The sequence below is a fragment of the Methylomonas albis genome (assembly GCF_014850955.1).
Taxonomy (GTDB): domain Bacteria; phylum Pseudomonadota; class Gammaproteobacteria; order Methylococcales; family Methylomonadaceae; genus Methylomonas; species Methylomonas albis.
This window is the reverse complement of the sequence record NZ_JACXSS010000001.1, coordinates 151,319-176,290: the sequence shown is the minus strand read 5'-3', so window position 1 is coordinate 176,290 and position 24,972 is coordinate 151,319. Positions and strand designations below refer to the sequence as shown.

Here is a 24,972-nt window from a genome sequence, read left to right as displayed (position 1 = left end):
ATCACCCAAATTTGCAGGATAAACGACAGCTTAGCAACCAAACATCAACCCGCCCTCTCTATCATCCCCTCAGCCTGCTTAGCAAACGCCTTCAAATCGCCTTTCTTCACCGTGGCGCGCGGAATCACGATCGCCGCGTCGATATCGACATACAGATAAACATAGTCTTTATGCTTCTCCACCCGCAACATGTCTTTCCACGGGGTTTTGCTTTTACCGCCTGGGGCGCGTTCCTGCAAAAACTCCGGCTCGATACTCAGCCAGTGGACACCGAACAACGCTTTCTTTTCGGCTTCGGTGTATTTATCAAAAAACTGCCGGCGCAAATCCATCTTCATGATAAACGGCGAGGCGAACGACCAAGCCAGCGCCAGGATGGTGATGTAGGCAGTGGTGGTCATATCCACGTAGTACACGTAATAAAACAAACCAATCGCCATCATCACGCCGGGCGCGAAGATGCGGTTTTGGCGGATTTTTTTCTGCATTTCCGGGTCTTTTTTCAGCCTTTCCTCATTAAAATGGACCAGGTCTTCTTCGCGGAATTCGTATTCAATTTCTAACATGTATATCGCTCGGTGGATTGATGGGTTAGTGCATTTTCATTTTGGCGTGGGTACTGCGCCGGAACAGGTTGGACAAGGTCAGCATCGCGGTGCGGAAGTAGCCGTGGATGGCGACCTGGTGCATTTTGTACAGGGACAAATACACGCCATAGGCAATTAAACCGCCGACGCTGACCGTACCCATCAAGCTACCCATCAAACTGCCGACCGTGCTGAATTTACCCAGCGATACCAGCGAGCCATAATCCCGATACACGAACGTGGCAGCCGGTTTACCTTTCAGGCGGTTGCTGATGGTTTTGGCAACAGTGGAGGCCATCTGGTGCGCGGATTGGGCGCGCGGTGGCACATTGCCGCCGTGGCCGACCCATACACAAGCGGCGCAGTCGCCGATGGCAAAAATATCCGGATCGCTGGTTTGCAGGGTTTGATCGACTATCAATTGATTGATGTGGTTGGATTCCAAACCGTCCAGATTTTTCATCCAGTCCGGGGCCTTGATGCCGGCCGCCCAGACTTTTAAATCCGCGTCGAACACTTCGCCATCGTAGGTATGTACCTCGGTATCGGTGACTTCCGTAACCTTGCGGCCCAGTTTTAACTGGATACCCAGTTTGATTAATTGCTCCTGGGTGGCTTGCGACAAGCGCGGCGGCAGCGCAGGCAGCAATTGGGTGGCGGCTTCGATAATGGTGATGTTGACGTCTATCGAACCTTCCAGCCCGTAGGTTGCCAGCAGTTTGGTCACTTCGTGCAACTCGGCGGACAATTCCACGCCGGTGGCGCCAGCGCCGATGATCACAATCGACAGCGGCTCTTCGCGCTGCTTACTTTGGTTGGCGTAGGACTGAATGTAATAAGTCTCCACCAGTTGTTTTTGAAAACGGAAAGCTTCCTTGGTGGTATCGATAAAGCGGCAATATTTATCCACGCCCTTGATGCCAAAAGTGTTACTGACGCTGCCGACCGCCATGACCAAGGTGTCGTATTTGAAGCGGCGTTGCGGAATGATCTCTTCGCCTTTCTTGTTGGTAATCGCGCCGACGATGACTTCCTTGTTTGCCCGATTCAAACCTTCCATTTTGCCAAACAAAAACCGGAAGTGATTGCTATGCGCCTGGGCCAAGTATTCGACTTCCTCAGCCTCGGCCAAAGTGCCGGACGCGACCTCGTGCAGCAAGGGCTTCCATATATGCGTGGACGCGGCATCCAGCAGCGTGACTTCGGCTTTTCCGGATTTGCCGAGTTTATGCCCCAATTCTGTCGCCAATTCCAGCCCGGCAGCGCCACCGCCGACAATCAGGATTTTATGTTTCTCCGCCATTTATCTTCCCCTCAAGTGCTGTTTGCCGATACGGTAAACAAAAAAATCGCTATCCCTGTCTTAGTTGTCTTTCCTGGTGACGGCATTATAACCAAACCTGCCCTGGCTGGCCGATTTTGACGGGATGGGCTGGCAGCGGCAATACTTAACTGCTCGGAAGAACCTGAAGGTGCAGGTAAACCAAACCGAGTTTAACCAGCGCATCAGATTATGATTAGCTATTGCCAGCCTTCCGGAGCTATCGAATGTCGCCAAACCCTCGCCTCCAAGCGCTTGCCCAGCCGGGCTTCTTGCTGATCCTACTCGGCCTGCTGGCTGGCTGCGCATCCGAGCCGCCGCGCCCGCAACTACCGACATATCAAAACAATGCCTCTTACAACAAGCCCTATACCGTTAAAGGCGTCACTTATTACCCATTGGTTTCGGCGAATGGCTATCGGGAAACCGGTTTGGCTTCCTGGTATGGCGCGGAATCGGGCAATCGCACCGCGGACGGCAGCCGTTTTGATCCGCAAGGCTTTTCGGCGGCGCATAGGACCTTGCCGATACCGTCGAAAGTCCGCGTGACCAATTTGCGCAATGGCCGTTATGTTGACGTGGTGGTTAACGATAGAGGCCCATTCAGCCCGAACAGATTGATTGACCTATCACAAGGTGCGGCCAAGCAAATCGGTATGAATGGTTTGACGGAGGTGGAGGTAAGTTATCTGGCAGCGCCGTCTGGTGTGGAGTAAAGGGCGCATCTAGTCACTTGGTTTGACCGGACCACTTAATAGCCGGAAACCGCAAACCCGCTCATGCTGCGTCAGGCAGACACGAACAGGTTTGCAAACATTCAAGCGGCCTTGACTAAATTAAATCATTGCCGCTGACTGCATCGTTACAAAAAACGCCGTTTGCGGTTGCCGACTAATTTGAACATGGCAAACACCGAACCGAACAACCAAAATGCACCGGGAAGCGGTACGACTTGTACCGCCTGATTGCTGGCGTCCGGCGCAAAATCCGAAATTTGGCCAAAACCGCCGGGTAGCGCGCCGTCGCGCGGCCAAAGATTCCAGGTGTAGTCGGTTTTGGCAAAACCGGTAGACGGCAGCAGGCTACCGGCAATATCGGCAATCAGCTGCTTGCCTTGAATATTGGCGGTGCCGACGGCCAGTGCTGTGCTGCCTGAGGTAGGTGCCAACAGCGTGACCGCGCCGCCGCCGTCCATATTAAAACGTACGACCGAATCGAACAGTATATTCGGCAAACCGTTCGCAAAGAACCGCGCGGTACCGGCACCACGATCAAAGCCCAAAATGTAAAAGCCGGATGGCGAACCGCCAATGGCACCGGCAAAGGTACTTTCGAAATGAAAAATATCGCTGGCAGGATTGTAAGTGACCGAGGCGGTGATCACGTCCAGATCGCCGGTCTGGCTACCGGCATATGTCGCCAGATAATCGCCGGCCGGATCGTTGACCACGCTGGCATTTGCTGGCGCCGCACCGAACAACATCATGGCGGCAAATAGTGTTTGGGTAATGTTTAATCTCATACTTCTATCCTCTGTCGATAAGATCAATAAGGTGCAGCTAAGCAGCGGCAAGCCGTTGATTAGCTGCTGTTTTAGTTCGCTTAGGAACGTTTTGCTGTTGCGTAGGCATTGACCGAATGCCTAGCGTGAATGCGGCTGCGTCCTGAGCCAACTTAGGGGAGTGGATCAAGGCAAACTGCATTCAATTGTGAATTCCGCTAAACGGCCGCAAGGTTCAATGCGTTTGCAATTAATTTTGCCGCAGGGCTAAAAACCGGTCGACTAGGGGCTGTTGCCGTTTTACATGGGCAACCAAATGAAAGCGCAGGCCAAAGCGACGACACTTTCAAAATTGCGTTTCAATTTGTCATATCGCGTCGCGATGGCTCTGAAATGTTTCAGTCGCGCAAATACATTTTCAACGAGGTGGCGATACTTGTAGAGGCACCAGTCCATTTCGTCATTCCCAATGGTTGAGTTCTGTTTTCTAGGAATGATAGGCACACTCCCTTTGTCTCGAATTTGAATACGTAAAGACTCACTGTCATAGCCTTTATCAGCAATCATGTGGGCAGCCAAAGGGAGTTTAGCCACCAATTCCGGCGCTTCTTTACAGTCGTGCACCTCGCCCCCCGTCACCGAGAAATGAATGGGCAGCCCGCAAGCATCAACGGCCATATGGATTTTGGTGGTGTTGCCCGCGACGGATTTTCCAATGGCTGTTTCCTGCTCATGGGCCGCGCCACTACTATGTTGATGAGCCTTCACAATACTGCCGTCGATAAATGCCCATTCCAAATCCGGTTCCACCACCAGTCCCCGAAAGATACCCATCAATTTTTCCTGAAGCGACCACGCGTTGAATCGTTTATACACGGCATTCCATTTGCCAAACGTTATAGGCAAGTCTCGCCAGGGGCAGCCTACTCGCAAGCGATAAAAAATCCCCTCTACCGTTTGTCGTAGCGAAGGCTTGTCATAAATCCCCAGGCTCAACATGATGGCTTTGAATTTATTCCAGTATTCATCCGTAAACAACTGTCGTGGCATCGCTTGAGTATAGGTTGATTGAAAAACTCAAGCATTTGGGCTATTCAGTTCGATTTCAAGGCTATCATCCCAAAACGGCAACAGCCTCTAGTTCTACTTTGTCAGATTACAAAAAAGGTTCGTCATACCCGCTGGGAAGCGGGTATCCAGTGCCATGGATGGTAAGCTTCGATCCGTCCATGGCGTCTGGATTTCGGCAATCCCTGCCGAAACGACGGACTTAGAGATGTAGTTCGAGTAATCTGACAAAGTAGAACTAGGTGCTCTGTGAAATTAGCGGTGCAGCACGATCAGATATTCGCTAAACCTGGTGGAACGCAGTTGTAGAGAGATTTCCAGCGCGGCCAGCACCGACAGGGCTTGATCGGTACGAAACACGCCATTGACGCGGCGCTGAGCAAGTTCGGCATCGTTGATAAGCAAAAAACCGCGATGATAGCGGTTCAGCTCGGCAACCACTTCACCCAAAGGCCGATTCTCGAACACTAGTTTGCCGCGCTGCCACGCGGTAACGGTTTGGCTATCGATGCTTTGCAAATCACCTAGCCCGGATTCCGCGCTATAGGCTAATTGCTGGCCCTCGGCGACCACGGCGTGTAGCGCTTTGCCATCGGCTTGTTCCAAATCTACCGCCACGCTGTGTTGTGTGACGCTAACCTCGGCTTTACCGTCACGCAGCCGCACATTAAAAGCCGTACCCAGCGCGGTGACTCTGCCGTGTTCGCTATCTACCCGGAATGGCCGGGCTTTATCGGGGCTGACTTCAAACCAGGCTTCGCCTTGCAGTAAAGTCAATTGCCGCTGTTCGCCGTCGATATGCACTTCCAAGGCGCTATTGCCGTTGAGGTGCACCGTCGAGCCGTCGCTAAGATGCACGTCGCGCATCTCGCCGAAACCGGTATGAAAATCGGCGCGCACTATAATCCATAAGGGATTGAGCAACCACAAGGCTAGACAGCCGCCCGCCAATGTTGGCAGCGCCCATTGCCATCGCCACAAAGCCGGCTTGGGTTTACTTGTGGCTGGTATGGCTATTTTCGGTGCGATAGCATCCAGCGCGCCCCATAATTCGCCCAGCTGATCGTAAGCTTGGCGATGCATGGGATCGGCGGCTAACCAAGTGTTGAATTCCGCTTGTTCATCCGGACTACAGTTGCCGCTATCCAGCCTGACCCACCAAGCGCGGGCTACAGCTTTAATCTCGGCAGAAATTTTCATTGCGTATGTCCGTTTCGCAGCAACATGCAGCAAGGCATTCTGCTACTTAGCGGTAAACGATAAAGCCTAAGGATTTTCATCGGGCGCGATTCAGGGTTGGTGGCTTGCCATTATAGGACGCATAACCCGGTGAAAACAGGAGCGAATCGTTTAAAGATCGTCGAATTCTTGCAGCGCCGCTAAAGCATTGCGCAGATGTTTTTCCACCATATTGCGGGATATGCCCAATCGCTGGGCAATTTCGGCGTGACTAAGCTCCTCGAATTTGCGCAGCACGAAAACCATTCGGCATTTGGCCGGCAGGCTATCGATTGCAGAGACCAACAAGTCCAAACGTTCGCGGGCCAGGTTGATTTGTTCGGGATCGATACCGTCGCTTACTTGCAAGGATGCGTCAGCGGTATCGCCGGTTTCCAGGTGCTGGTTGCGGGTGTTACGGCGGCGCTCGTAATCGGTAGCCAGATTGGCAGCGATGCGGTGCAGCAAAGCGCGCGGGTTATCGGCCTGTTGCCACAAATTGCCGGTAAACATGCGCTGGTAGGTTTCCTGCACAATGTCGGCGGCAGTATCCAGGCAACCACAGCGTCTGAACATCACCCGGCGCAATTCCTCGTCGTAAGTTTCAATCAGGCGGGAGATATGAAGAGCATTGCTCATGGTCAGGATGTGCGGAATTTGGCGTCGATAATTGAGCGAGCAACCACAATTCATGCCAGAACGGTTGCAATGGCTATTTTTGCGGTAGTTGGCTATCAATCGAACGTTTTTTGACCGCACATACCAGCCTTAAAACTGCGGGATATGGCTTACTGGAATCATTTATTTAACATAGTTATATTTAAGTTTTACGCCCCTTATTTGCTCAGTAATTGCCGTCCCCGACGTTTTTGTAGCCAGCGAATCACCCCAGTGATAAACAACACAGGGCAAGCCAGACCGGTGATAAACACCAAAATTCGTCCGGTCATGCCGAAAGCCTGGCCGGAGTGCAGTGGCCATTGCCAATGGGTAAACACTTCACCGGCAGTCGCGGTTGGCAGACTGGGATCGTCCAAGTCCAGAATCTTGCCGCTATAGCGGTCAATCACCGTGCAACGCCTTTGCAGGATACTTCCGGGCGCGTCGACGCCGTCCTGGCACACCGTGTAAGTCTGGCTGGGATTCGGCGCGCCGTAAATCCAGTGCGGCCGGCCCGTTGGGTATTGTTTCAACGCCATCGCCACGGCTTCATCCATGCCAATGGTCGGGGCGTTTGGCGCGGGCGAGGTGGATTGAAACCAATAGCGGTAAGTCACCGGCGAAAAGACTTCCAGTACCGGCACCACGTTATGCGGCAATACCATGTATATCCCGGAAAACAGCACCGGCAGCATCACCAGCAAGGTGTAAAAGCCGCTGGTTTTATGCAGGTCGTAATTGAAGCGCGCCTTGCCGGCGCCGGCCTTGAAAACCAGCGCCTGGCGCCATTTGCCGGTCAGCGGCCACCAGACGATCAGGCCGGTCAAGGTCGAAATAATCAGCAGTGCCGCCGAGATGCCGACAATCGCCGCGCTGATTTCCTCGGACGGAATCAGCAGAGCGTAATGGAGTTCGAACATCAGGCCGATAAAGGTGTTGGGCAGCCAGTTGTCGGATCGGCCCTGCAACTGCTTGCCGGTGACCCGCGCCGTGTAAGGGTCGACTGCCACCAGCCAGCGTTCAACGCTGTCCGCGCTTGGAACGGTAAAGTTCAACTTGAACGTTGCCTCCGAGTTGCGCGGATAGGTAGAGAAGGTATGCTTCGCGGCTGGCGGCATCGCCTGCTTGCCGACCGCGAAAATTTCCGCCAAGGGCCGATATTCTGCATGCTCCGGTGGCTTCACCGTCAACATGTGAGGATGCAAGCATTCGTCGATTTCGGCATGAAACACCAAGATGCTACCGGTGATGCCGTAAATCGACAAAAGCAAGCCCAGCGTCAGCCCCAGCCACAAATGCACTTGCAGCCACAGCTTGCGGCGGGATTTAAGTTTCATCAACACGAAATTTACGATCATGCTCAATTTTTTCAGTAAGTTGCTTGGCAACATCCAGATCGTTGTTACGTTTCGTAAAACGGAATCGGGCGAATTTAAAGCCCTCAAACCGCCGAACACGCTTTGCTATTTATTAATATTCCAATCTGATCGAACCCATTGCAAACAACGGACTGCCCGGATAAACGCCTGTACGCGGTGAAGTATTCAAATTGGGGTCGGTCGATTCGTAATAGGTTTTGTCCAACAAGTTACGAATATTAAATTGTGCGGTCAATTTCGAATCGCCTACTTTCCATTGGTACGCGGTAAAGGCATCGAGGCGCACATAGCCGGGCAGTTGAAAGGAGTTTTCGTTATCGCCTTCCCGCTGACCCGCCGCATAGGCGCCGATACCGAAACTCAAACCTCTGAATAGCGGATTTCGCTTAATATCGTATTTCAACCAAATACTCCCAGCATGCTCGGGTACATTGGGCATGCGTTTACCTTCATAACCATTCAATTGATCATTTAGAGTCCGGTTATCCGCAATAATTCTTGCATCGGTATACGCGTAATTACCGATCATGCTCAATTCTTCGGTGAGTTGTCCGGCAACATCCAGTTCAATGCCTTGACTTCTTTGTTTGCCTATTGCCACGCTATCATTCAAGTCCGGTGTCGTCAGGTCAGGTGTTAACAGGTTTTCTTTGCTCAAATGGTAGTAGGCGACGGTGGTAGACAGGCGTTTATCAAACCACTCGGTCTTGAAACCTGCCTCGAATTGCTCGCCAATTTGCGGGGCAAAGGCAGCACCGGTAGACGATACGCCATTATTCGCGCCGAATGAATTGGTCCAATTTCCATAAAGGCTTAGCCAATTCAAAGGCTGATATAGAAGGCCGACCCGAGGGCTAAAACCTTCGTTTTTACGTATCAGAGTCGGTGAAGAGTTTTTCAGGGCATTATCGGCTGCCGCGAAAGACTCTCTATAGGCATTGCCGCTTTCCGTCCAGTCATAACGACCGCCGCCCAAGATATGCAATGTATCCCAAAGCGTAATATGGTCCTGAAAGTAAGCGCCGTGCCATTCATCCTTAAAAACAGCAAAATTGCTGCCCTCATCAAAAGGATCAATACTCAAAAGCGCATTACTGAATACCGCTGGATCGATGCCGTAACTGGGACCCGGATTATAGATATTGATATCCAGACTCGGATTTGCAACGCTGTAAAAACCTTGCGTGTGATATTTGGTGAATGATCGCAGATAGTCATAGCCAACCAGTATTTCATGGTTAGTAGAGCCCAGTTGGAACTTGCCGGTTAAATCGAGATTGGTGGCATAAGATTCGGTATCCTGGCTCTGAAAGTAGATATTGCGTTGCAGCATTCCGGTTGCTTCATTCAGTGCAGTTGCGTTAGGTGCCGGATTGATGAAAGTTTCGCGCGAATTTGTATTTTGCATCAAAAAACGGTTGTGGATAATCCACGATTCATTAAGGCGATGCGTCAACTCGGTATTCAAATTGACTTTCGAGGCATGGTCCACCGGATCGTTGGGATCACGGAGAGACCGGCTGACCGGGATGGCGGCGGGGCGCGTACCGACTACCGGAACCCCCAAGTCCGCTTGATAATCCTGATCGAGACCTTCCACTTCGACGGTAAAGTCGGTGGCATCGGTTGGTCGCCAAGTCATGCTGCCATCGGCCATGGTGCGGTCTTTAAAAACAAAGTCGCGGAAAGAATTACTGCTCAGATGTGAGCCGTTGAATCGGTACAGCAGATCGCCTTCTTTAGTCACCGGTCCGGTGGCATCCCACTGGGTACGATAGAAATCGTAGGAACCGAATTGCTGTTCCAAGGAATAATACGGCGTGTCGAGCGGTTTTTTTGTGGTCAGGTTGATCAAGCCGCCAGGTTCAATGCGTCCGAATAAAATGGAGGCAGGGCCTTTCAACACTTCCAGGCGCTCAAGATTGGCGGTATCGAAAAAGCTGGGAAAATTGGCATTTGTGCCGTTGGCAACCAAGCCGTTGCGAAAAAATTTGGGCTGTCTAAACCCTCTAACAAGAAATCCAACATCATTTCCCAAGGTAGGTTGCGGTCTTACACTGCTGACATTTTCCAACGCATCCTTAATCGTCACGGATTTTTGGTCATTCATCACAGCCCGCGGCACCACTTGAATCGACACCGGCGTCTCCATAATCGGCGTATCGGTCTTGGTAGCTGTGCTACTGTTGGGTAGCGCGTAATTTGTATCGAAAGGGTTGTTGGGATCATAACTTGTTTTACCAGTCACCGTTACACTCGGCAAGGTAGTCGTACCTGTCGCCGTCTGAGGTTCCAGCGCAGCGGCTTTTTCCAAAGTGACGGTGTTACCATTGCTGAACCGGTAGTGCAGCCCGGAACCGCGCAGCAAGTTCTGCAAAGCCTGTTCCGCTGTATAGCTACCTTTCACCTCCGGCGCGGAAATTCGTTCGGCAATGTCGCCTTCATACAGCACTTGCAAGCCGGTGAGCGCGGAAAAACGCGTCAATGCGGAGGACAGCGCTTGGGAGCGAATATCAAAGGTTTGCGCGGCTTGCTCAGCGGCTATGGCCACAGCGGAAGTCAACAGGCCGGCAGCAAGTGCTGCGTAGAGCGGGGCACGGCAAGCGGGTGCGGGATATTTCATGCGTCTATCTCCTTCGTCGATGAATGGTATTACCGACAAAGACGACGCGGGTTCGGGCTTACCCTTAGTGGCGAGAAAAATATTTTTATAATCGCAGGCTAACGGCGCAAGGTGCACCCATCTATTACGTCAATACAACAACACCCAATCGCCCGGCATCCGCAAGGCCTTGGCTTGAAGCGTGGTTGTCAACGCGGCCAGCACGGCATCGGGGTCGGCGTTGTTGAAGACACCGTTGACCACCCGTTCGGCCAACCGCGGATTGACCGCGACAATCCGGCCTTGCCGATAGCGGTTAACTTCCTCCAACACTTGCGTCAAAGGCTGGCGGTGAAACACGGTTTGGCGTCGCCGCCAGGCCAGCGCATCGTCGTTGTCGAGCCGGGCAACGGCTTGCAGCCGGCCTTGCCGATACTCGGCTTGCTCGGTGGCGTGCACCAACGCCTTGGCGCTATCGGCGCCGACCTCCACGGTGCCTTCGCTGACGACGACGCGTAGCTCGCCGGCTTGTTTGCGAACGCTGTAGGCGGTGCCGACGGCGCGCGCGGTCGCATGGCCGCCGTCGACGACAAAAGGCCGTTGCTTATTAGGCGCGACTTCGAAATAGGCTTCGCCGCGCAGCAATTCGATCTCCCGCAAGTTGTCGCTGTAACGGACCGCCAATGCCGTATCGGTATTCAAGGTCAGCCGCGAGCCGTCTTCCAGATCGATGCTGAGTTGTTGGCCAGCTACGGTATGGTAATCGCTACGCCAGTTTTGCCAGTGCTCCGGCAGTCGCCAGCCGGCCACCAGCAATAACAACCCAAGACAGCCCAAGGCAACCCGGTGCAGGTTTCGGCCGCTAGCCGGCGGCGGCAAACACCCCTCACCCTGCCCTCTCGGCAACTGTTCCAGACGTTGCCCTACCTCCTGCATCCATGCAGTCGTCCCAGCGGGAGAGGGTTCCGCTTCAGTTTTAGCGGCCTCCGCTTGTAGCCGTAGCTGAACCCGCTCCGCCGGTTGTTGCAGCAAGTCCCATAGATTGCAGGATTTGTCGTAGGCTGCGGCGTGCCGGGGATCGGCGTGATACCAAGTTTCAAATTGGCGACGCGCTTCGTCGCTGACGTCATCCGCTTGCAAGCGCGCAAACCAGGCGAGTGCCTGGTCAGAAAGCGAATCGGAAGACGCGGATTGGAACTTATCGGACATGGTTAGCTGAACGAAGAGGTGAGCCGAGACGGGCATGATGCCATGTTTTCAGAACAGGGTTAATTTGCATGATACGAGCCACTTGGAGCATCAAAGGAAATCGATGCGGTCTTTGAAATGCTTCAAGGCCTTATGCATATGACTTTCCACAGTGCGCGCCGATATGCCCAACTCGGCGGCGATTTCTGAGTAACGCTTGCCTTCCACTCGGCATAACAAGAACACCTTGCGGCATTGCGGCGGCAACTCGTAGATGAGTGTTTCGAACAATTCCATTTGTTGCTGCCCCTCCAGCGTATTGTCCGGTTGCGGTTGGCCGCAAGCAATGTCCTCGCCCACCAGACCGCCGTCGCGTCGTTCTTGCCGAGCCCGACTGCGCAAGTGGTCCAAAGCAAGATTGTCGGCGACGCGAAACACGAACGCCCGCTGATTGGCGATCTCGCCGGCAGCGGAATAGTGGGCGATGCGTAAATAGGTTTCTTGAATCAAATCCGCCGCGGTTTCGGCACAATTGACCTTATGCGTCAAAAATTGCTGGAGATCCTTCTGGTAGAGCAGAAAGCTAGCAAGTAAATCGGAATCGGTGATTGCATCCATGAACACATAGTCGACAGTGAAACGTCTTCTGCTACCGCAAATTTTAAGCCACTAGCCTGTGACGCCAGCGTTATGAAGGGATTGCGCCATCAGTTGGCGGCATTGACGGCAAAAATCCTGGAAGCGCAGCGCGCAAAATGCGGCATATGCCACACTTTTAAATTCGTGCTTCCAGCTTCAACTCGCGGCTGGAACAGCGGCAAATTCATACACCAAACATCCACCCACTGTTAAGCCCTGGTGGTTATCAGCAGCTAAAAACTAGTCGTTTTCAGCGCTGGCGACTTTGCTGGACTGTGGCTTTCTGCCGCCAGCGAATCACCCCGGTCACGAACAACACCGGGCAGGCCAGTCCGGTGATAAACACCAAAATCCGCCCGGTCATGCCGAAGGCCTGGCCGGAATGCAAAGGCCATTGCCAGTGCGTGAAGATTTCGCCGGCCGTGGCAGTCGGCAGACTGGGATCGTCCAAGTCCAGAATCTTGCCGCTGTAGCGGTCGATCACCGTGCAACGGCGTTGCAAGAGGCTGCCGGGTGCGTCGACGCCGTCCTGGCAAACCGTGTAGGTTTGAGTCGGCTCCGCCGCGCCGTAAATCCAGTGCGGACGACCTTGGGGGTATTGTTTAAAGGCAATCGCCACCGCGTCATCCATGCCGATGGCCGGGGCATTTGGATAAGGCGGTTGGGATTGAAACCAGTAGCGGTAAGTCACGGGCGAGAACAGTTCCAGCACCGGCACCACGTTGTGCGGCAGCACCATGTAAATCCCGGAAAACAGTACCGGCACCATCACCAACAGCGTGTAAAAGCCGCTGGTTTTATGCAGGTCGTAATTGAAGCGGACTTTGCCGGCCTTGGCCTTAAAAGTCAGGGCATTGCGCCAATGCCCGGTCAGCGGCCACCAGACGATCAGGCCGGTCAGCGTCGAGATGTTCAGCAAGGCCGCCGAGACACCGACGATCACCGTGCTGACTTCTTCGGACGGAATCAGCAGCGCGTAATGCAATTCAAACATCAGGCCGATAAAGGTGGCCGGTAACCAGTCTGCCGATCTGCTTTGCAGTTGCTTGCCGGTGACCCGCGCCGTGTAAGGATTAACCGCCACCAGCCAGCGTTCCGTTCCAGCGGGCGTATCGACCGAAAAGTAGAGTTTAAATGCCGCGAACTCATTGCGCGGGTAAGTCGCAAAAACAGGCTTGGCCCGCGTCGGCATCGCATCCCGGCCCGCCGAAAAAACCTCGGACAACGGCCGATAGGCTGCCTGAGACGGCATCTTCACCAGCAACACATCAGCTTGCAGCCACTCGGCAATTTCAGTTTGAAATACCAGGATACTACCCGTGACACCATAGATCGACAGTAGCAGCCCCAGACTCAAACCCAAGTAAAGATGCACGCCCAGCCAGCGTTTTCGGCGCCTTTTCAGCTTGGTTAGCGTCAGGCTTGATGGCGAGGCGTGATCGATCAAGTCGCTTTGATTTGTCTCGGTGTTCATCGTTACCCGACGAATACTGGATAGATGGCTTTTGCCGCGCATATCTCGGTTTGGCATATGGCTATTCGCTCCTTGTTCACCCGTTTATCCGCCTAAAACTCCAGCCGCACCGTTCCCATTGCGGTGAGCGGCGCGCCAGGGTAAATACCGACACGCGGCGGGGCATTTTGGAAAGGATCGGTGGATTCGTAATAGGTTTTATCCAGCAGATTGCGGACATTAAATTGGGTGATCAACCGAGATTTGCCAAGATGATAGGTATAGCTGGCAAAGGCATCCAATCTGGCATAGCCGGGTAATACAAAGGTATTGTCGTTATCGCCTTGCCGTTGTCCGGCTGCAAACATGCCCAAGCCAAAACTCAAACCGTTCAACGGTTCGTAGTGATGAATATCGTATTTGAGCCACAGACTGCCGGAATGCTCTGGCACATTGTTCAGACGGTTGCCCTGCAGACCGGAAAAGTCTTTGGTAATACGAGCATCGGTAAAGGCATAGTTGCCGATGATACTGAACTCGTCGGTAAGCCGTCCGGCTATATCCAGTTCGATACCTCGGCTGCGAGCTTTGCCGATAGCCGCACTGGCGAACGGGTCCGGGCTGTTGAAATCGCGGGTCATCAAGTTTTCTTTGGTCAAATGGTAATACGCCAAGGTCGTGGACAAGCGCTGATCGAAAAACTCGGTTTTAAACCCGGCTTCGAATTGTTCGCCGATTTCCGGGTTGATCGTTGCGCCGGAGGCTGTTATGCCATTGTTGGCACCGAATGAAGTGGTCCAATTGCCGTAGATACTGGCCCAGGCCCAGGGTTGATAGAGAACCCCCACCCTTGGGCTAAAGCCTTCATCCCGGCGCGAAGGTAAGGCGGCATCGGCGGCGCTAGCCGAATCACCTATGCCCAAGCCGGTTCTTGCCCAATCGTAGCGACCACCGCCCAGGATATGCACTTTATCCCACAGGGTGATGTGATCCTGAAAATACGCGCCATACCAGTCGTCCCGGAACAGGTAATGGTTGGCGCCGTCGTCGGAAGGCGTTGCCAGCGCGTTGGCGTAATAGGCTGGATCGATACCGTATTGGGGATTATAAATATCGATATCCAAACCCGGCACCGGATCCATGTAGTTGCCGAAGAACTCGTAGGTACCGACCGCACGCAAATAATCAACGCCGATCAAGGTCTGATGGCTGAATCCCCATAAGTTGAATTTCCCGGTCAAGTCCAGATTGGTCGTATACGTTTCACTGTCGGAGGTTTGAGAAAATATATTCCGCGCATAACGGCGATTACCCGAATTCGGATCAAAAAACTGTTCGACAGTAAAGCCGTTGGCGGGTTTGACCGAGGTATTTTTGTCATATACAAATGAGGCCAGGAAGCGATTGCGCAAGGTCCAGTTTTCATTGAAGGCGTGCGTTAGGTTGAAGCCTAGGTTCACCTTGGAGTTAGTATCGACCGGATCGTTGGGGTCGATGAAAGAGCGGCTAATGGGAATAGCCGCCGGGCGATTGCCGATAGCAAATAGCCCCCTGTCAACCTGAGTGTCCTCGTGCAAGGCTTCCAAATCTAATGATAGCTCTGTGGCATCGCTGGGCCGCCAGGTCACGGATGGATTGACCAGAATCCTGTCATTGAAATTAAAATCCCGAAACGATTTGTTGTTTTGATAAGCACCGGAAAAACGATAGCTCAATGATTTATTGCCGGGGATCGGGCCGGTGGCATCCCATTCGGTACGATAAAAATCGTAAGCGCCGAAACGTTGCTCCACTGAGTAATAAGCCTCGTCCCGAGGTTTTTTGGTGACCAGGTTGATTAAGCCGCCGGGCTCGATACGGCCAAACAACACCGCTGCCGGGCCTTTCAGTACCTCGACGCTCTCAAGATTCGCTGTTTCGTATTGAGCGCCTTCCCCGATATTCAAGCCGCTGGATATTAGGCCATTGCGATAAACCCGGCCATTCCTAAAGCCACGGACGATGTAGGCATTACTCAGGCCCAAGGACGATTGCGGACGTATGCTGCTGACGTTTTCGAGCGCGTCTTTAATGGTCGTGGTTTTTTGATCGTTCATCACCGCCCTAGGCACTACCTGAATCGATACCGGGGTTTCCATGATCGGCGTATCTGTTTTGGTCGCGGCGCTGGCGCTGGTGCGGTTGTAGTCGGGATTATAAGGATCGCTGTCGGCATAGCTGGATTTACCTGTTACCGTCACAGCCGGCATAGTCGTAGCCGTTAGCGGTTCAGTTACCACGATTTTTTCCAATTTCACGGTATTGCCATTATTGAATTGGTAGCTTATCCCGGAACCCTTTAGTAAGCGTGTCAACGCGGCTTCTAATGAATACTGTCCGCTAACGCCCGGCGAACCGATACCCTTGACCAGCTCCGAGTTGTAAACAAACTGCACCCCGGATTGCTCAGCCAAAGCACTGAGTGCGGAATACAAGGGCTGCGCAGGAATGTTGTAGTTGATATTGTTGCTGCTGGCTGTTGGGTTTTCGGCCAGGGCGATCAGCGGTGCGGCGATGGTGATTAACCCCAAACAAAGCAGCAATGTGCCTAGGGTGGATGCGCTTTTGCTTGGGGCCTTGCTCGTCCTGGATGGGGTTCCGGTTTTTCTCATGATGCGTCCTCAGTAAAGGTCTGTTTTAGCTGAGAACGATTGATGGGTGGCGATGCCGTACTCACTCATGCGCGACAAATTGTCGCAACCCCTAAAAGCCGCTTATCCGGACTGCAAAAACACAAACGGCCCCGCTTCCACCACTTTGACGGGCAAAGTTTGTTGTAACGCCGCGAGCCAGGCATCGATCTCCCGGATGTCGAGCGCAATATTGACTTCCCGTTCGCCCAGCTTGTCATCCAGCAGGCGGATTTGGCTGCGCCGGTAGCGATTAATTTCCGCAATGACTTGTTTCAGCGGCACGAAATTCATCAATAAACGGCCACGGCGCCAGGCATCGGCATTTTGCAATTCCACGGTTTGCACGCTCCCGAGCTCTTCGGCGCTAAAGCTTATTTGCTGGCCCGGCTGGAGCGTGACACTGTCGATATGAGCGCCTTGCGCGGATGGCTGGCTGCTGCGTACCTTGCCTTGCAGCAGCGTCACCGAGCCGGCTTGGCCGTCGTATCGAACGACAAAGCGGGTACCCAAGGCTTCGGTAGTGGTGCCGCCGGCTGTGACGCGAAACGGCTTGCTGGTATCGTGTGCGACATCAAATTCGGCTTCGCCGCGCAGCAATAAGACGCGGCGTTCGTTGCCACTGATTGTCACATCCATAGCGGTGTCGGTATTCAGATGCGCGACGCTACCGTCGGCCAGCGTGATAGAGGTCTGCTCGCCGATGCGTGTACGGTAGTCGGCCAGCGGATGTTGCAGATAATCCGGATAAAAACCGTTCATCAAAGCCAACAGCACTGAAGCGGCTGCGGCAAAGCCCAATCCGCGCCGTGCCCAGGCAGCCCGTCGACGCTTGGCAGCCAGCTCGCGGCGTCTCTGCCGGTCAGCCAGCAGGGGCTGCGGCAGTTGTTGCCAAAGATTTTCGACGTCGCGATAGGCTTGCTCATGCTCAGGGCCTTGCCGCCGCCAACGCGCGAATTCGGCCAACACAGTCTCGTCGGCGGCAGCGGAGGTCAGGCGCAAATGCCAGGCAACGGCTTGCTGTTGCAAGGTTTCGCGGGGGACTGAGGGCTGTTCGTTCATCGGGGCCATGACTTTGAAGACGGGATATTTACTATAACGATCCGCAGGGCTTAAAGCCATACTATGCACCCTCGCTACCGACGGCCTGCCGGCATTGCAGCAACGCTTTAGCCAACTGCTTTTCCACCCAGCTGGTGGATATTTTTAATTGTTTGGCTATTTCGGCGTGGCTTAAACCCTCGATTCGGCTTAAATACAAAATCTCCGCGCATTGATCAGGTAGTTCCGCCAAAGCGATTTGAATCTGTTGCAATTGGTCCCGAGCTTGTACGGCCCGTTCAGGCGCAGCGGAATCGTCGATGTCGGATTCATCGCCCAGATATTGGCCCAATAACTCGCCACGGCGCTTTTGGGTGCGCAGATGATCGAGCGATAAATTGGAGGCCACGGTAAACAGCCAGGCTCGCACTTCTATCTCGCTGGCGGGCGGCGGTTTAAGCAACGTCAGCCTCAGGAAGAGATCCTGAATCAAATCGGCGGCGGTGTCCTGACAGCGTATGCGTTGCTGCAAAAAGCGCTGGATTTGCGGACGGCTGTTTAGAAAAATCCGGTAAATATCGTGATCTGAAAATGCCATGCGCGGAAGATTGGGCCATGATCGCGTTAATCGTGGCAATCGGCGCAGCAGAGTTTGTGCCAGAACCGCGTCTTTATATCCGTACGACGGACTAAGCCTTGGTTTTACTCAGAGTTTTTCTTGATGGTCGGCCGGAAGTAGCCGGGATAACCGAATAAACTGTGTGATATGCCACATCAATTAGGCATATCACCTGCTTTTTAGTCGCGTAAAAGAGTGCAGGCCGGGCTAAAAAGCCATGGGTGAAAAGAAGGATGTTTTTCGTGAAAACCCGGTTAAATCAAACCCTCGCGGTAGCGACAGCTTATTTTGCAGAACATCAAATCCGCGTGGGCACAAAAACCGTGCCCACCCTACGAAACTGGGTTGTATTCGAGCGACGACGAGCTTTCCTCCCATATGCCGCGCCGAGCACCGGAGCTTTTATCGAGAACAGCCCGAAGGGGCTCCGCAGGGATGCGGTGCGTCGGCGGAGGGGCTGGGAAGCCCCTTCTGCCGACCCTCGATAAAAGCTCCGGAGCGCAGGACTAAAGCGGCATCCGGGCCGCCTTTTCTTTGGATACTTTCTTTTGGCGGAGCAAAAGAAAGTATCTCGGTTGTCGGTCCGAGAACCGACATTAAATCTAGCCGTCGCGCCAGCGACTCATTATTTTGTAAGACGCCAAATCGGCATGGGCACAAAAACTGCACCCATCTTACAAAACTAGCAAACCAGTGATTAGCCGGATGGCTCCGAATTTTCATTCCCAAAAACGAACCGATTTCGATAGTCGAGTAGCCTTTGCCCTCGGTCTCGGCATACGTCAAGCATTTCATCATCTTCGATAGTAAATACAATGGAGAAGGTTGATAGCTCTTTATACAACGGCTTAGAGTAAGGCAACGATTGCCCGAACTCGCCGTCAATCTGAAAATGCACTGATGTCCTTGATAGATTCACAACCATATCCATCGAGCGAATAAGAAAAGTCGAGTGCCCGGAGTTGTCACTTTCTACTGCTGCGTAACCACGGAGACAATCCACCGATCCCAGGTGACTCCCTTGACAACTCAAACGGTATTCTGGTTGCTTGTGGACGTCGTAGAGCCATTGTTCCAGGACCCCGGAATTGAACAGCTCGAATCGAAATATAGCACCGTATGGGCTGGTATCGCCGTAAGGCCGAGAGATCGCGAAATTTGTCGGAAATAAGTGAACACTGGGGCTCTCGTAGGATAATTCCGGATGTTGATCGACAATGACTTGGCCAGTCACAATAGTTGACATTGTTTCTTCTCCATAAGAGTAGTTAGCAAGTCGCCTGGATGAAGCAAAGCGTAATCCAGGGCTTAGGCCATTAATCCCGGATTGCATCCGGGCTACACATACTCACCCACAAACCTCCACCTCAAACACCGTCCCCTTCACCGCCACCACCTTAACTTTCACCCCCATCGGACTATCTTCGCCGTGTACTTTCCAAACCGTATCATCGACCTTAATCTTGCCCTGGCCGTTTTCGATAGGCGCGATCAGAAAAAAGGTGCGGCCGATATATTGAGCACCACGCTGATTTAATAACGGATGATCCGTAACGGCGACCGCCCGGTTCCGGGCATATTTGCGCCAGGCCAGCACCGACAACACCGCTAGCAAGGAAAACATCAGTAACTGCACGTTGAACGGTGTAGCCGGCACTAACAGCACCACCGCGCCGACGATAAACGCCGATACCGCCAACCAAAGAAAAAAGAAGCCGGTGACGACGATTTCCAAACCCAGAAAACCGACCGCCAGCACCCACCAATACCAAAACACCACATCTTGCTCTGACATCATCAAGCCTTTTTATTCAGTGCTTCTTTAGCCAGTTCGCCGATGCCGCCCAGTGCACCGATCACGCTGGAAGCTTCCAGCGGCATGAAGATCAGCTTGCTGTTGTTGGCTGAGGCCACTTCTTTTAAAGACTCGATATATTTTTGCGCCACGAAGTAATTGATGGCTTGCACGTCACCCTTGGAGATGGCCTCGGAAACCACCATCGTCGCCTTGGCTTCGGCTTCCGCCAGACGCTCTCTAGCTTCCGCGTCGCGGAACGCGGCTTCCTTCCGCCCTTCGGCGTCAAGGATCGCGCCTTGTTTCAGGCCTTCGGCTTTAAGAATTTCCGCTTGCCGCATGCCTTCCGCTTCCAGAATCTGCGCGCGTTTTTCTCGTTCGGCTTTCATTTGTCTGGCCATGGAATCGACCAAATCTTTGGGCGGCGCGATGTCCTTGATTTCGATGCGGGTGACTTTAATCCCCCATGGCGAAGTAGCTTCGTCGACCACGTTTAACAACCGGGCGTTGATTTCATCACGGCGCGACAGCAGTTCGTCCAAGTCCATCGAGCCCATCACGGTACGGATGTTGGTCATCACCAGATTAATGATCGCCATATCCAGATAAGTAATCTCATAGGCAGCCTTGGCGGCGTCCATGATCTGGTAAAACACCACGCCGTCGACTCGGACCATGGCGTTATCCTTAGTGATAACTTCCTGCGAAGGCACGTCCAGTACCTGTTCCATCACATTCAGCTTACGGCCGATCCGGTCGATGATCGGCATGATGATATTTAAGCCGGGCGTCAAAGTCGCGGTATATTTACCGAAGCGCTCGACGGTGTACTCCATGCCTTGCGGCACGGACTTGACGCTCATGAACACCATTAAAATGGCGAACACCAACAACACTGTTACGAATAAACCAAAGCCGCCCATAGCGCCTCCTAACTGGTGAAAATGAATTGTTTATTGCCAACGGTCACGCAGCTAATAATAATGTATGTCTCTTTAACTTGCTGGAAACAGGGTTCCGATTCATGAATACTTTGATCTACTACAGTTTTAACGTAATGATATTGGCGGTGGTTATATTGATTGTCGGCCTGATCAAACCCAAGTGGATACTGCTGTGGATGGACAAACCCGGCCGCCTGCCTATCATGGCCATCGCCGGCGCAATCTTCATGGCCGGTGCGGTCATGTTTGGCGAAGGCAATAAACAGAAACAGCAGGAACAAGCCGCCGCTGCCGCCGCACAACCCGCAAAAAATGCCGTGGAAGAAGTGCCGGATTTGCATTAACCCCCCGCTTACACGCGGATACTGCCGACCAGGTTTTTTAGCGCCTGCAAATCGTCCGCATCCGCCTTAGCTTCATAACGTAATCGAATAAAAATAGCGGTAATTCCTTCTATCTGCTCCGCCAAATCCGGGCGGGCGCTTTTGCCCCGCGCCGCAATGGTTTGCGGGCCGTCGCCAATGTCCACGTCAACCCCGGCTTTACTTAACTTGTTACAAAACTGCCGATACAGCACTAGCGCCGGATCTTGGCGGCGACGGCTGGTTCGCAAAAGTCGCCACGACAATACACCACCGACCACAGCAACGCTACTCAGCAGCCAGTAAGCCAGCTTGATGAAATTATCGATACCTAAGCTCTGTAAAAACGCCTGCTGATTGGCCGTGTCGTAATTGATGATCCAGCGTTGCCAGTTGTAGTCGACGCTTTGCCACAGCTGTTGGCTACGTTGCAGCCACGACAGGGTCCGGGCATCGAACTGCACCGGACTGAAATTGACCATGCCGCTGGCGATTTGTAAATCGACATCCACGCCGCGTTCTATCCGTTCCGGGGCAACAGCCGCCGTTGGGTCGAATCTGACCCAGCCGCGCCCTTCCAGCCAGGCTTCCGCCCAGGCATGCGCATCAGCTTGCCTGATCTCCAGAAAGCCGCCGACGGCATTCATCTGCCCGCCTTGATAGCCGCCCACCACCCGCGCCGGAATCTCCGCTACTCGCAGCAAATACACAAAGGCCGTGGCGTAATGGCTGCAAAACCCGGCGCGGCGCTCAAATAAAAAAGTCTCGATGGGCTTATCCGGCATCGCCTCCGGGCTAAGGGTGTAATGAAAGTTTTCCTGGCGAAAATGCTGCAACAAATTGGCGATAAACAACTCGGGGCCTGCTGGCCGGCCTTGCAACTGCTTAACCAATTCGACGATTTTTTCCGAAGGTTTGCCGGGTAGTTGCAAATTTTCCCGGCGCTCGGATTTGCTGATGCCGCCGGAGTTAAAAGTAGGCGAGGAACTAATCCGATATTCGGCGCGGTCGCCGGGGTTTTTATTGCTGATCAACTGATATAAACCGTTGCGGCGCAAACCGTTTGCAAACTGCGCGGGCATCTCCAGCGCAAACACCCAATGCTGTTTTTGCGGCTCCATCATCAGCGTGTAATCGTATGTCGGACCGCTAAATACGGGTTGATCCGGGGTATTTTCCCGGCCCAACACCGGCGGCACCGTCCAGCGTACGCCATCGGTATTGGCATAAACCGGCCCCCGCCAATAGCGTTGGGAAGCCGGCGGCAATTCGCCGTCGAATTTGACCCGGAATACCAGTTCCGGCGACAAACTTAATTCGGCAATGGAGCCGGGCTCCAAGGTATCGCTCAAACCGCTTTTGGCTTGGGCGTCGTCGTCCAGCCAGCTCCAGCGCGGTGCTTCCAAACGCGGAAACAACACAAATAACACCAAGGCCAGCGGCAGGCTTTGCAGAATAATTGCCGCAGCCGCTTTTAAGGCCGGCAGGGTTTGCGGCGCCTGGCTGTTTTGGGTAATCAAGGTTGCCAGTAACACCCCGCATACCAGCAGGATGTAAAACGCCATCAAGATGCTTTCTTCGTATAAAAACTGGGTAACCGCGACGATGAAAGCCAGATACACGATCACATACACATCGCGCTTGCCGTGAATTTCCAGCAATTTCAAACCCAAGGCCACCACGAACAAGCCGGTGCCGGCATCGCGGCCGAATACCGAATGTTGCTGACTATAGAGCAGTCCGATACCCACCAACATCAGCAAAAATACCGCAAACCGGTTCGGTAAATAGTGTGGCCGCCACACGGCAAGCAAGCGCCATAGCAGCATAAGCATGAAAAATCCGAATAAGATCGGCGGAATATGCCAGGCATGCGGCAGTGTGATCAGCCCTATCGAGCCAAGCATAAACAACATCAATCGCGTAGACGGCAGAAACGGCATAGTCAAAACAACGCCAGCGCTTGCAGACATTTTCGGTAATGCGCGACACCGTTGTCCGGCGGCACACGCAGTCCGGGCAGCACCAAGCCGTAACGCAAACCGGCCTGTTCGGCATCCACCAGCCAGCGGCATAATTGGCTGAGGCGTTCTTCCGTGTGGTGTCCGGGCGCGTGTTGATAATCCAACCACAATTCGCTGGAACTGGCGCCGCTGTATTGCTTGCTGTGCACGCCCTGGCCCTTGGCAAAGGCTTTCCAATGGATTTGCCGAATCGCGTCGCCCTGTTGATAGGCTCTTACGCCATCAAACTCGTCGCCATTTCGGCGATGCTGGCCGGGCCGCTCCTGTCCACCGTCGCTATCCGGAAATGGCAGTTGCCGACTGGCTGGCTGTGGATACACCAGCAAAGGACTATCGAAACGTAAGGGCGCCCAGGCCCGAAATAAGCCTAAGGGATAGGTGCTGGAAAGTGTGAGCGTGCCCGGTAACTGCCAGCCGCGTTGCTGGGTGGCTTGATACAAGGTGACGGTTTGGCATTGCTCTGCGGCCAAACTCAGGGATAACTCGGACTGCAATGCCAGGTCCACCGCAAAACGCGGCTGCGAACCGGGATTACTGATCTGGAAACTAAACGGCCCGGCTTGGCCGGCAAACACCGCTTGTTGCCGGGCAGGTTGAATCGCCAATCCGGCCAGCGATTTGAAGCTGTGCAGGATGGTCACGAAAAAGATGCTGGCCAGTAAAAACCCGAGCAAATAGGCCAGATTGTTGTTGTAGACAAAGCCGATCAGTACTAGCAACAGAATCAACAGCACAAAAGCCAAGCCGCGTTGTGTCGGCAAAATAAACACCCGCCGCTGCGTCAACACAATCGGCCCGGCGGTCGGTGCCTCGCCGTTAAAAAAACGCGACAGTTTAAAGCGCTGTTTTAAGGATAATGCCGCCTCGCTCAAAGCACGGACACATGCTTTAGAATGGGCGCGACGGTGGCCGCAGAATCGTTGGCACCCGCATTCAAGCGATGGCCGGCCACCGCCGGCAATACCGCTTGCAGGTCTTCCGGCAACACCGCATAGCGCTTATCGATATAAGCCCAGGCCTTGGCGGCGGCCACCAAGCCCAAGCCGGCACGCGGCGACAGGCCGCTGGCAAAATCATTGGATTGCCGGCTGAAGGCCAGTATGGCTTGCAGATAATCCAGCAAGGCCGGCGACACATGCACTTCATCTGTCTCCTGTTGCAAGCCGGCCAATTGTTCCGGCAGTAACGCAACCGGCAGTTTATCGATCAACACATGCCGGGGTTGGCCGCTCAACAACTCGCGTTCGGCCTGACGGTTGGGATAGCCTAACTCGATACGCATTAAAAAGCGGTCGACTTGCGATTCCGGTAGGGGAAAGGTGCCGATCTGATGCGCCGGATTTTGGGTGGCGATGACAAAAAACGGTTGCGGTAAGGGATAGGTGCGGCCTTCGACGGTCACTTGCCGTTCTTCCATCGCCTCCAACAACGCGCTTTGCGCCTTGGGCGTGGCCCGGTTGATTTCGTCGGCCAAAATCATTTGTTTGAAAATCGGCCCCGGATGAAAACTGAATAGCTGTTGATGCGCGTCGAACACCGAGGAGCCGACGATGTCGGCCGGTAAAATATCGCTAGTGAATTGTATCCGCTGATATTCCAAACCGAATAAACGCGCCAAGGTGTGCGCTAAGGTGGTTTTGCCGACGCCGGGAATATCCTCAATCAACAAATGACCTCTGGCCAACAGGCAGCAAACCGCTAGGCGAATTTGTGGTTGTTTACCGAGAATGATTTGATTGGCTGCGGCGAGTAAGCGATCGAGAGCAAGGTCCATTGTGCAAAAGGTAAGAAATGTCGATGTCTGGAGTATAGATCAGCTTAGTTGCACCTGCCATCGGCTTCATTGTATAAACCAGCGATTAAGTGCCCGGTCCGATACGGCCGGTTAACCGACCATGCAGC

At 53.5% G+C, this 24,972-nt stretch carries 21 protein-coding genes; 2 read left to right on the top strand and 19 right to left on the bottom strand.

The features are described 5' to 3' along the window. Positions 1 to 44: 44 nt before the first annotated feature. Entirely contained in the window at positions 45 to 566 is a 522-nt protein-coding gene (locus tag EBA_RS00715) for a YcxB family protein (protein ID WP_192372311.1), read from the bottom strand. A gap of 25 nt (positions 567 to 591) precedes the next feature. Beyond that, positions 592 to 1,890 carry an NAD(P)/FAD-dependent oxidoreductase gene (locus EBA_RS00710; protein ID WP_192372309.1) on the bottom strand — a complete coding sequence of 433 codons (1,299 nt, stop codon included), beginning with the start codon at positions 1,888 to 1,890 and terminating at the stop codon, positions 592 to 594. A gap of 245 nt (positions 1,891 to 2,135) precedes the next feature. Here EBA_RS00710 and EBA_RS00705 point away from each other — a divergent pair, with 245 nt between their 5' ends. Beyond that, positions 2,136 to 2,624, top strand: a complete 489-nt coding sequence (locus tag EBA_RS00705) for a septal ring lytic transglycosylase RlpA family protein (protein WP_192372307.1) — start codon at positions 2,136 to 2,138, stop codon at positions 2,622 to 2,624. Between the two features lie 146 nt (positions 2,625 to 2,770). Here EBA_RS00705 and EBA_RS00700 read toward each other — a convergent pair whose 3' ends face one another. The 14 genes from EBA_RS00700 to EBA_RS00635 all read right to left on the bottom strand — a co-directional run bounded on the left by EBA_RS00700 (position 2,771) and on the right by EBA_RS00635 (position 20,663). Continuing rightward, entirely contained in the window at positions 2,771 to 3,430 is a 660-nt protein-coding gene (locus tag EBA_RS00700) for a hypothetical protein (protein ID WP_192372305.1), read from the bottom strand. Positions 3,431 to 3,709: 279 nt separating this feature from the next. After that, positions 3,710 to 4,459: an IS5 family transposase gene (locus EBA_RS00695; protein WP_192372303.1), complete on the bottom strand. Its 750-nt coding sequence runs from the start codon at positions 4,457 to 4,459 to the stop codon at positions 3,710 to 3,712. Between the two features lie 273 nt (positions 4,460 to 4,732). After that, a complete protein-coding gene (locus tag EBA_RS00690; protein ID WP_192372301.1) occupies positions 4,733 to 5,677 on the bottom strand; it encodes a FecR family protein in 945 nt (314 codons plus the stop codon). A gap of 150 nt (positions 5,678 to 5,827) precedes the next feature. Then, the gene (locus EBA_RS00685; protein ID WP_192372299.1) at positions 5,828 to 6,334 is read right to left on the bottom strand and encodes an RNA polymerase sigma factor; all 507 of its coding nucleotides are present in this window, start codon (positions 6,332 to 6,334) and stop codon (positions 5,828 to 5,830) included. A gap of 197 nt (positions 6,335 to 6,531) precedes the next feature. Further along, the gene (locus EBA_RS00680) at positions 6,532 to 7,713 is read right to left on the bottom strand and encodes a PepSY-associated TM helix domain-containing protein (RefSeq protein ID WP_225615808.1); all 1,182 of its coding nucleotides are present in this window, start codon (positions 7,711 to 7,713) and stop codon (positions 6,532 to 6,534) included. Positions 7,714 to 7,825: 112 nt separating this feature from the next. Then, the gene (locus EBA_RS00675; protein ID WP_192372295.1) at positions 7,826 to 10,357 is read right to left on the bottom strand and encodes a TonB-dependent siderophore receptor; all 2,532 of its coding nucleotides are present in this window, start codon (positions 10,355 to 10,357) and stop codon (positions 7,826 to 7,828) included. Between the two features lie 129 nt (positions 10,358 to 10,486). Beyond that, the gene (locus EBA_RS00670; RefSeq protein WP_192372293.1) at positions 10,487 to 11,545 is read right to left on the bottom strand and encodes a FecR family protein; all 1,059 of its coding nucleotides are present in this window, start codon (positions 11,543 to 11,545) and stop codon (positions 10,487 to 10,489) included. A 90-nt stretch (positions 11,546 to 11,635) separates the two neighbouring features. Further along, positions 11,636 to 12,142: an RNA polymerase sigma factor gene (locus tag EBA_RS00665; RefSeq protein ID WP_192372291.1), complete on the bottom strand. Its 507-nt coding sequence runs from the start codon at positions 12,140 to 12,142 to the stop codon at positions 11,636 to 11,638. A 271-nt stretch (positions 12,143 to 12,413) separates the two neighbouring features. Then, complete coding sequence (locus tag EBA_RS00660) at positions 12,414 to 13,637, bottom strand: PepSY-associated TM helix domain-containing protein (RefSeq protein WP_192377120.1); 1,224 nt, start codon at positions 13,635 to 13,637, stop codon at positions 12,414 to 12,416. Positions 13,638 to 13,729: 92 nt separating this feature from the next. Continuing rightward, complete coding sequence (locus EBA_RS00655) at positions 13,730 to 16,267, bottom strand: TonB-dependent siderophore receptor (RefSeq protein ID WP_192372289.1); 2,538 nt, start codon at positions 16,265 to 16,267, stop codon at positions 13,730 to 13,732. A gap of 102 nt (positions 16,268 to 16,369) precedes the next feature. Continuing rightward, a complete protein-coding gene (locus tag EBA_RS00650) occupies positions 16,370 to 17,407 on the bottom strand; it encodes a FecR family protein (protein ID WP_225615806.1) in 1,038 nt (345 codons plus the stop codon). A gap of 1 nt (position 17,408) precedes the next feature. Further along, positions 17,409 to 17,924: an RNA polymerase sigma factor gene (locus EBA_RS00645; RefSeq protein WP_192372287.1), complete on the bottom strand. Its 516-nt coding sequence runs from the start codon at positions 17,922 to 17,924 to the stop codon at positions 17,409 to 17,411. A 1,369-nt stretch (positions 17,925 to 19,293) separates the two neighbouring features. Beyond that, complete coding sequence (locus EBA_RS00640; protein ID WP_192372285.1) at positions 19,294 to 19,740, bottom strand: NfeD family protein; 447 nt, start codon at positions 19,738 to 19,740, stop codon at positions 19,294 to 19,296. A 2-nt stretch (positions 19,741 to 19,742) separates the two neighbouring features. Beyond that, positions 19,743 to 20,663 (bottom strand): SPFH domain-containing protein, encoded by a 921-nt coding sequence (locus tag EBA_RS00635; RefSeq protein WP_192372283.1) that lies wholly within the window; start codon positions 20,661 to 20,663, stop codon positions 19,743 to 19,745. Positions 20,664 to 20,764: 101 nt separating this feature from the next. On the opposite strand from EBA_RS00635, the gene EBA_RS00630 reads away from it, so the two are divergent. Further along, complete coding sequence (locus EBA_RS00630; protein WP_192372281.1) at positions 20,765 to 21,028, top strand: hypothetical protein; 264 nt, start codon at positions 20,765 to 20,767, stop codon at positions 21,026 to 21,028. Between the two features lie 8 nt (positions 21,029 to 21,036). Here EBA_RS00630 and EBA_RS00625 read toward each other — a convergent pair whose 3' ends face one another. The 3 genes from EBA_RS00625 to EBA_RS00615 are packed head-to-tail and all read right to left on the bottom strand — an operon-like array spanning position 21,037 to position 24,844. Further along, a complete protein-coding gene (locus EBA_RS00625) occupies positions 21,037 to 23,019 on the bottom strand; it encodes a transglutaminase TgpA family protein (protein ID WP_225615804.1) in 1,983 nt (660 codons plus the stop codon). After that, complete coding sequence (locus EBA_RS00620; RefSeq protein ID WP_192372279.1) at positions 22,992 to 23,942, bottom strand: DUF58 domain-containing protein; 951 nt, start codon at positions 23,940 to 23,942, stop codon at positions 22,992 to 22,994. Before EBA_RS00620 ends, EBA_RS00625 begins: the two co-directional genes overlap by 28 nt. Then, the gene (locus EBA_RS00615; protein ID WP_192372277.1) at positions 23,939 to 24,844 is read right to left on the bottom strand and encodes an AAA family ATPase; all 906 of its coding nucleotides are present in this window, start codon (positions 24,842 to 24,844) and stop codon (positions 23,939 to 23,941) included. Before EBA_RS00615 ends, EBA_RS00620 begins: the two co-directional genes overlap by 4 nt. Positions 24,845 to 24,972: the final 128 nt, after the last annotated feature.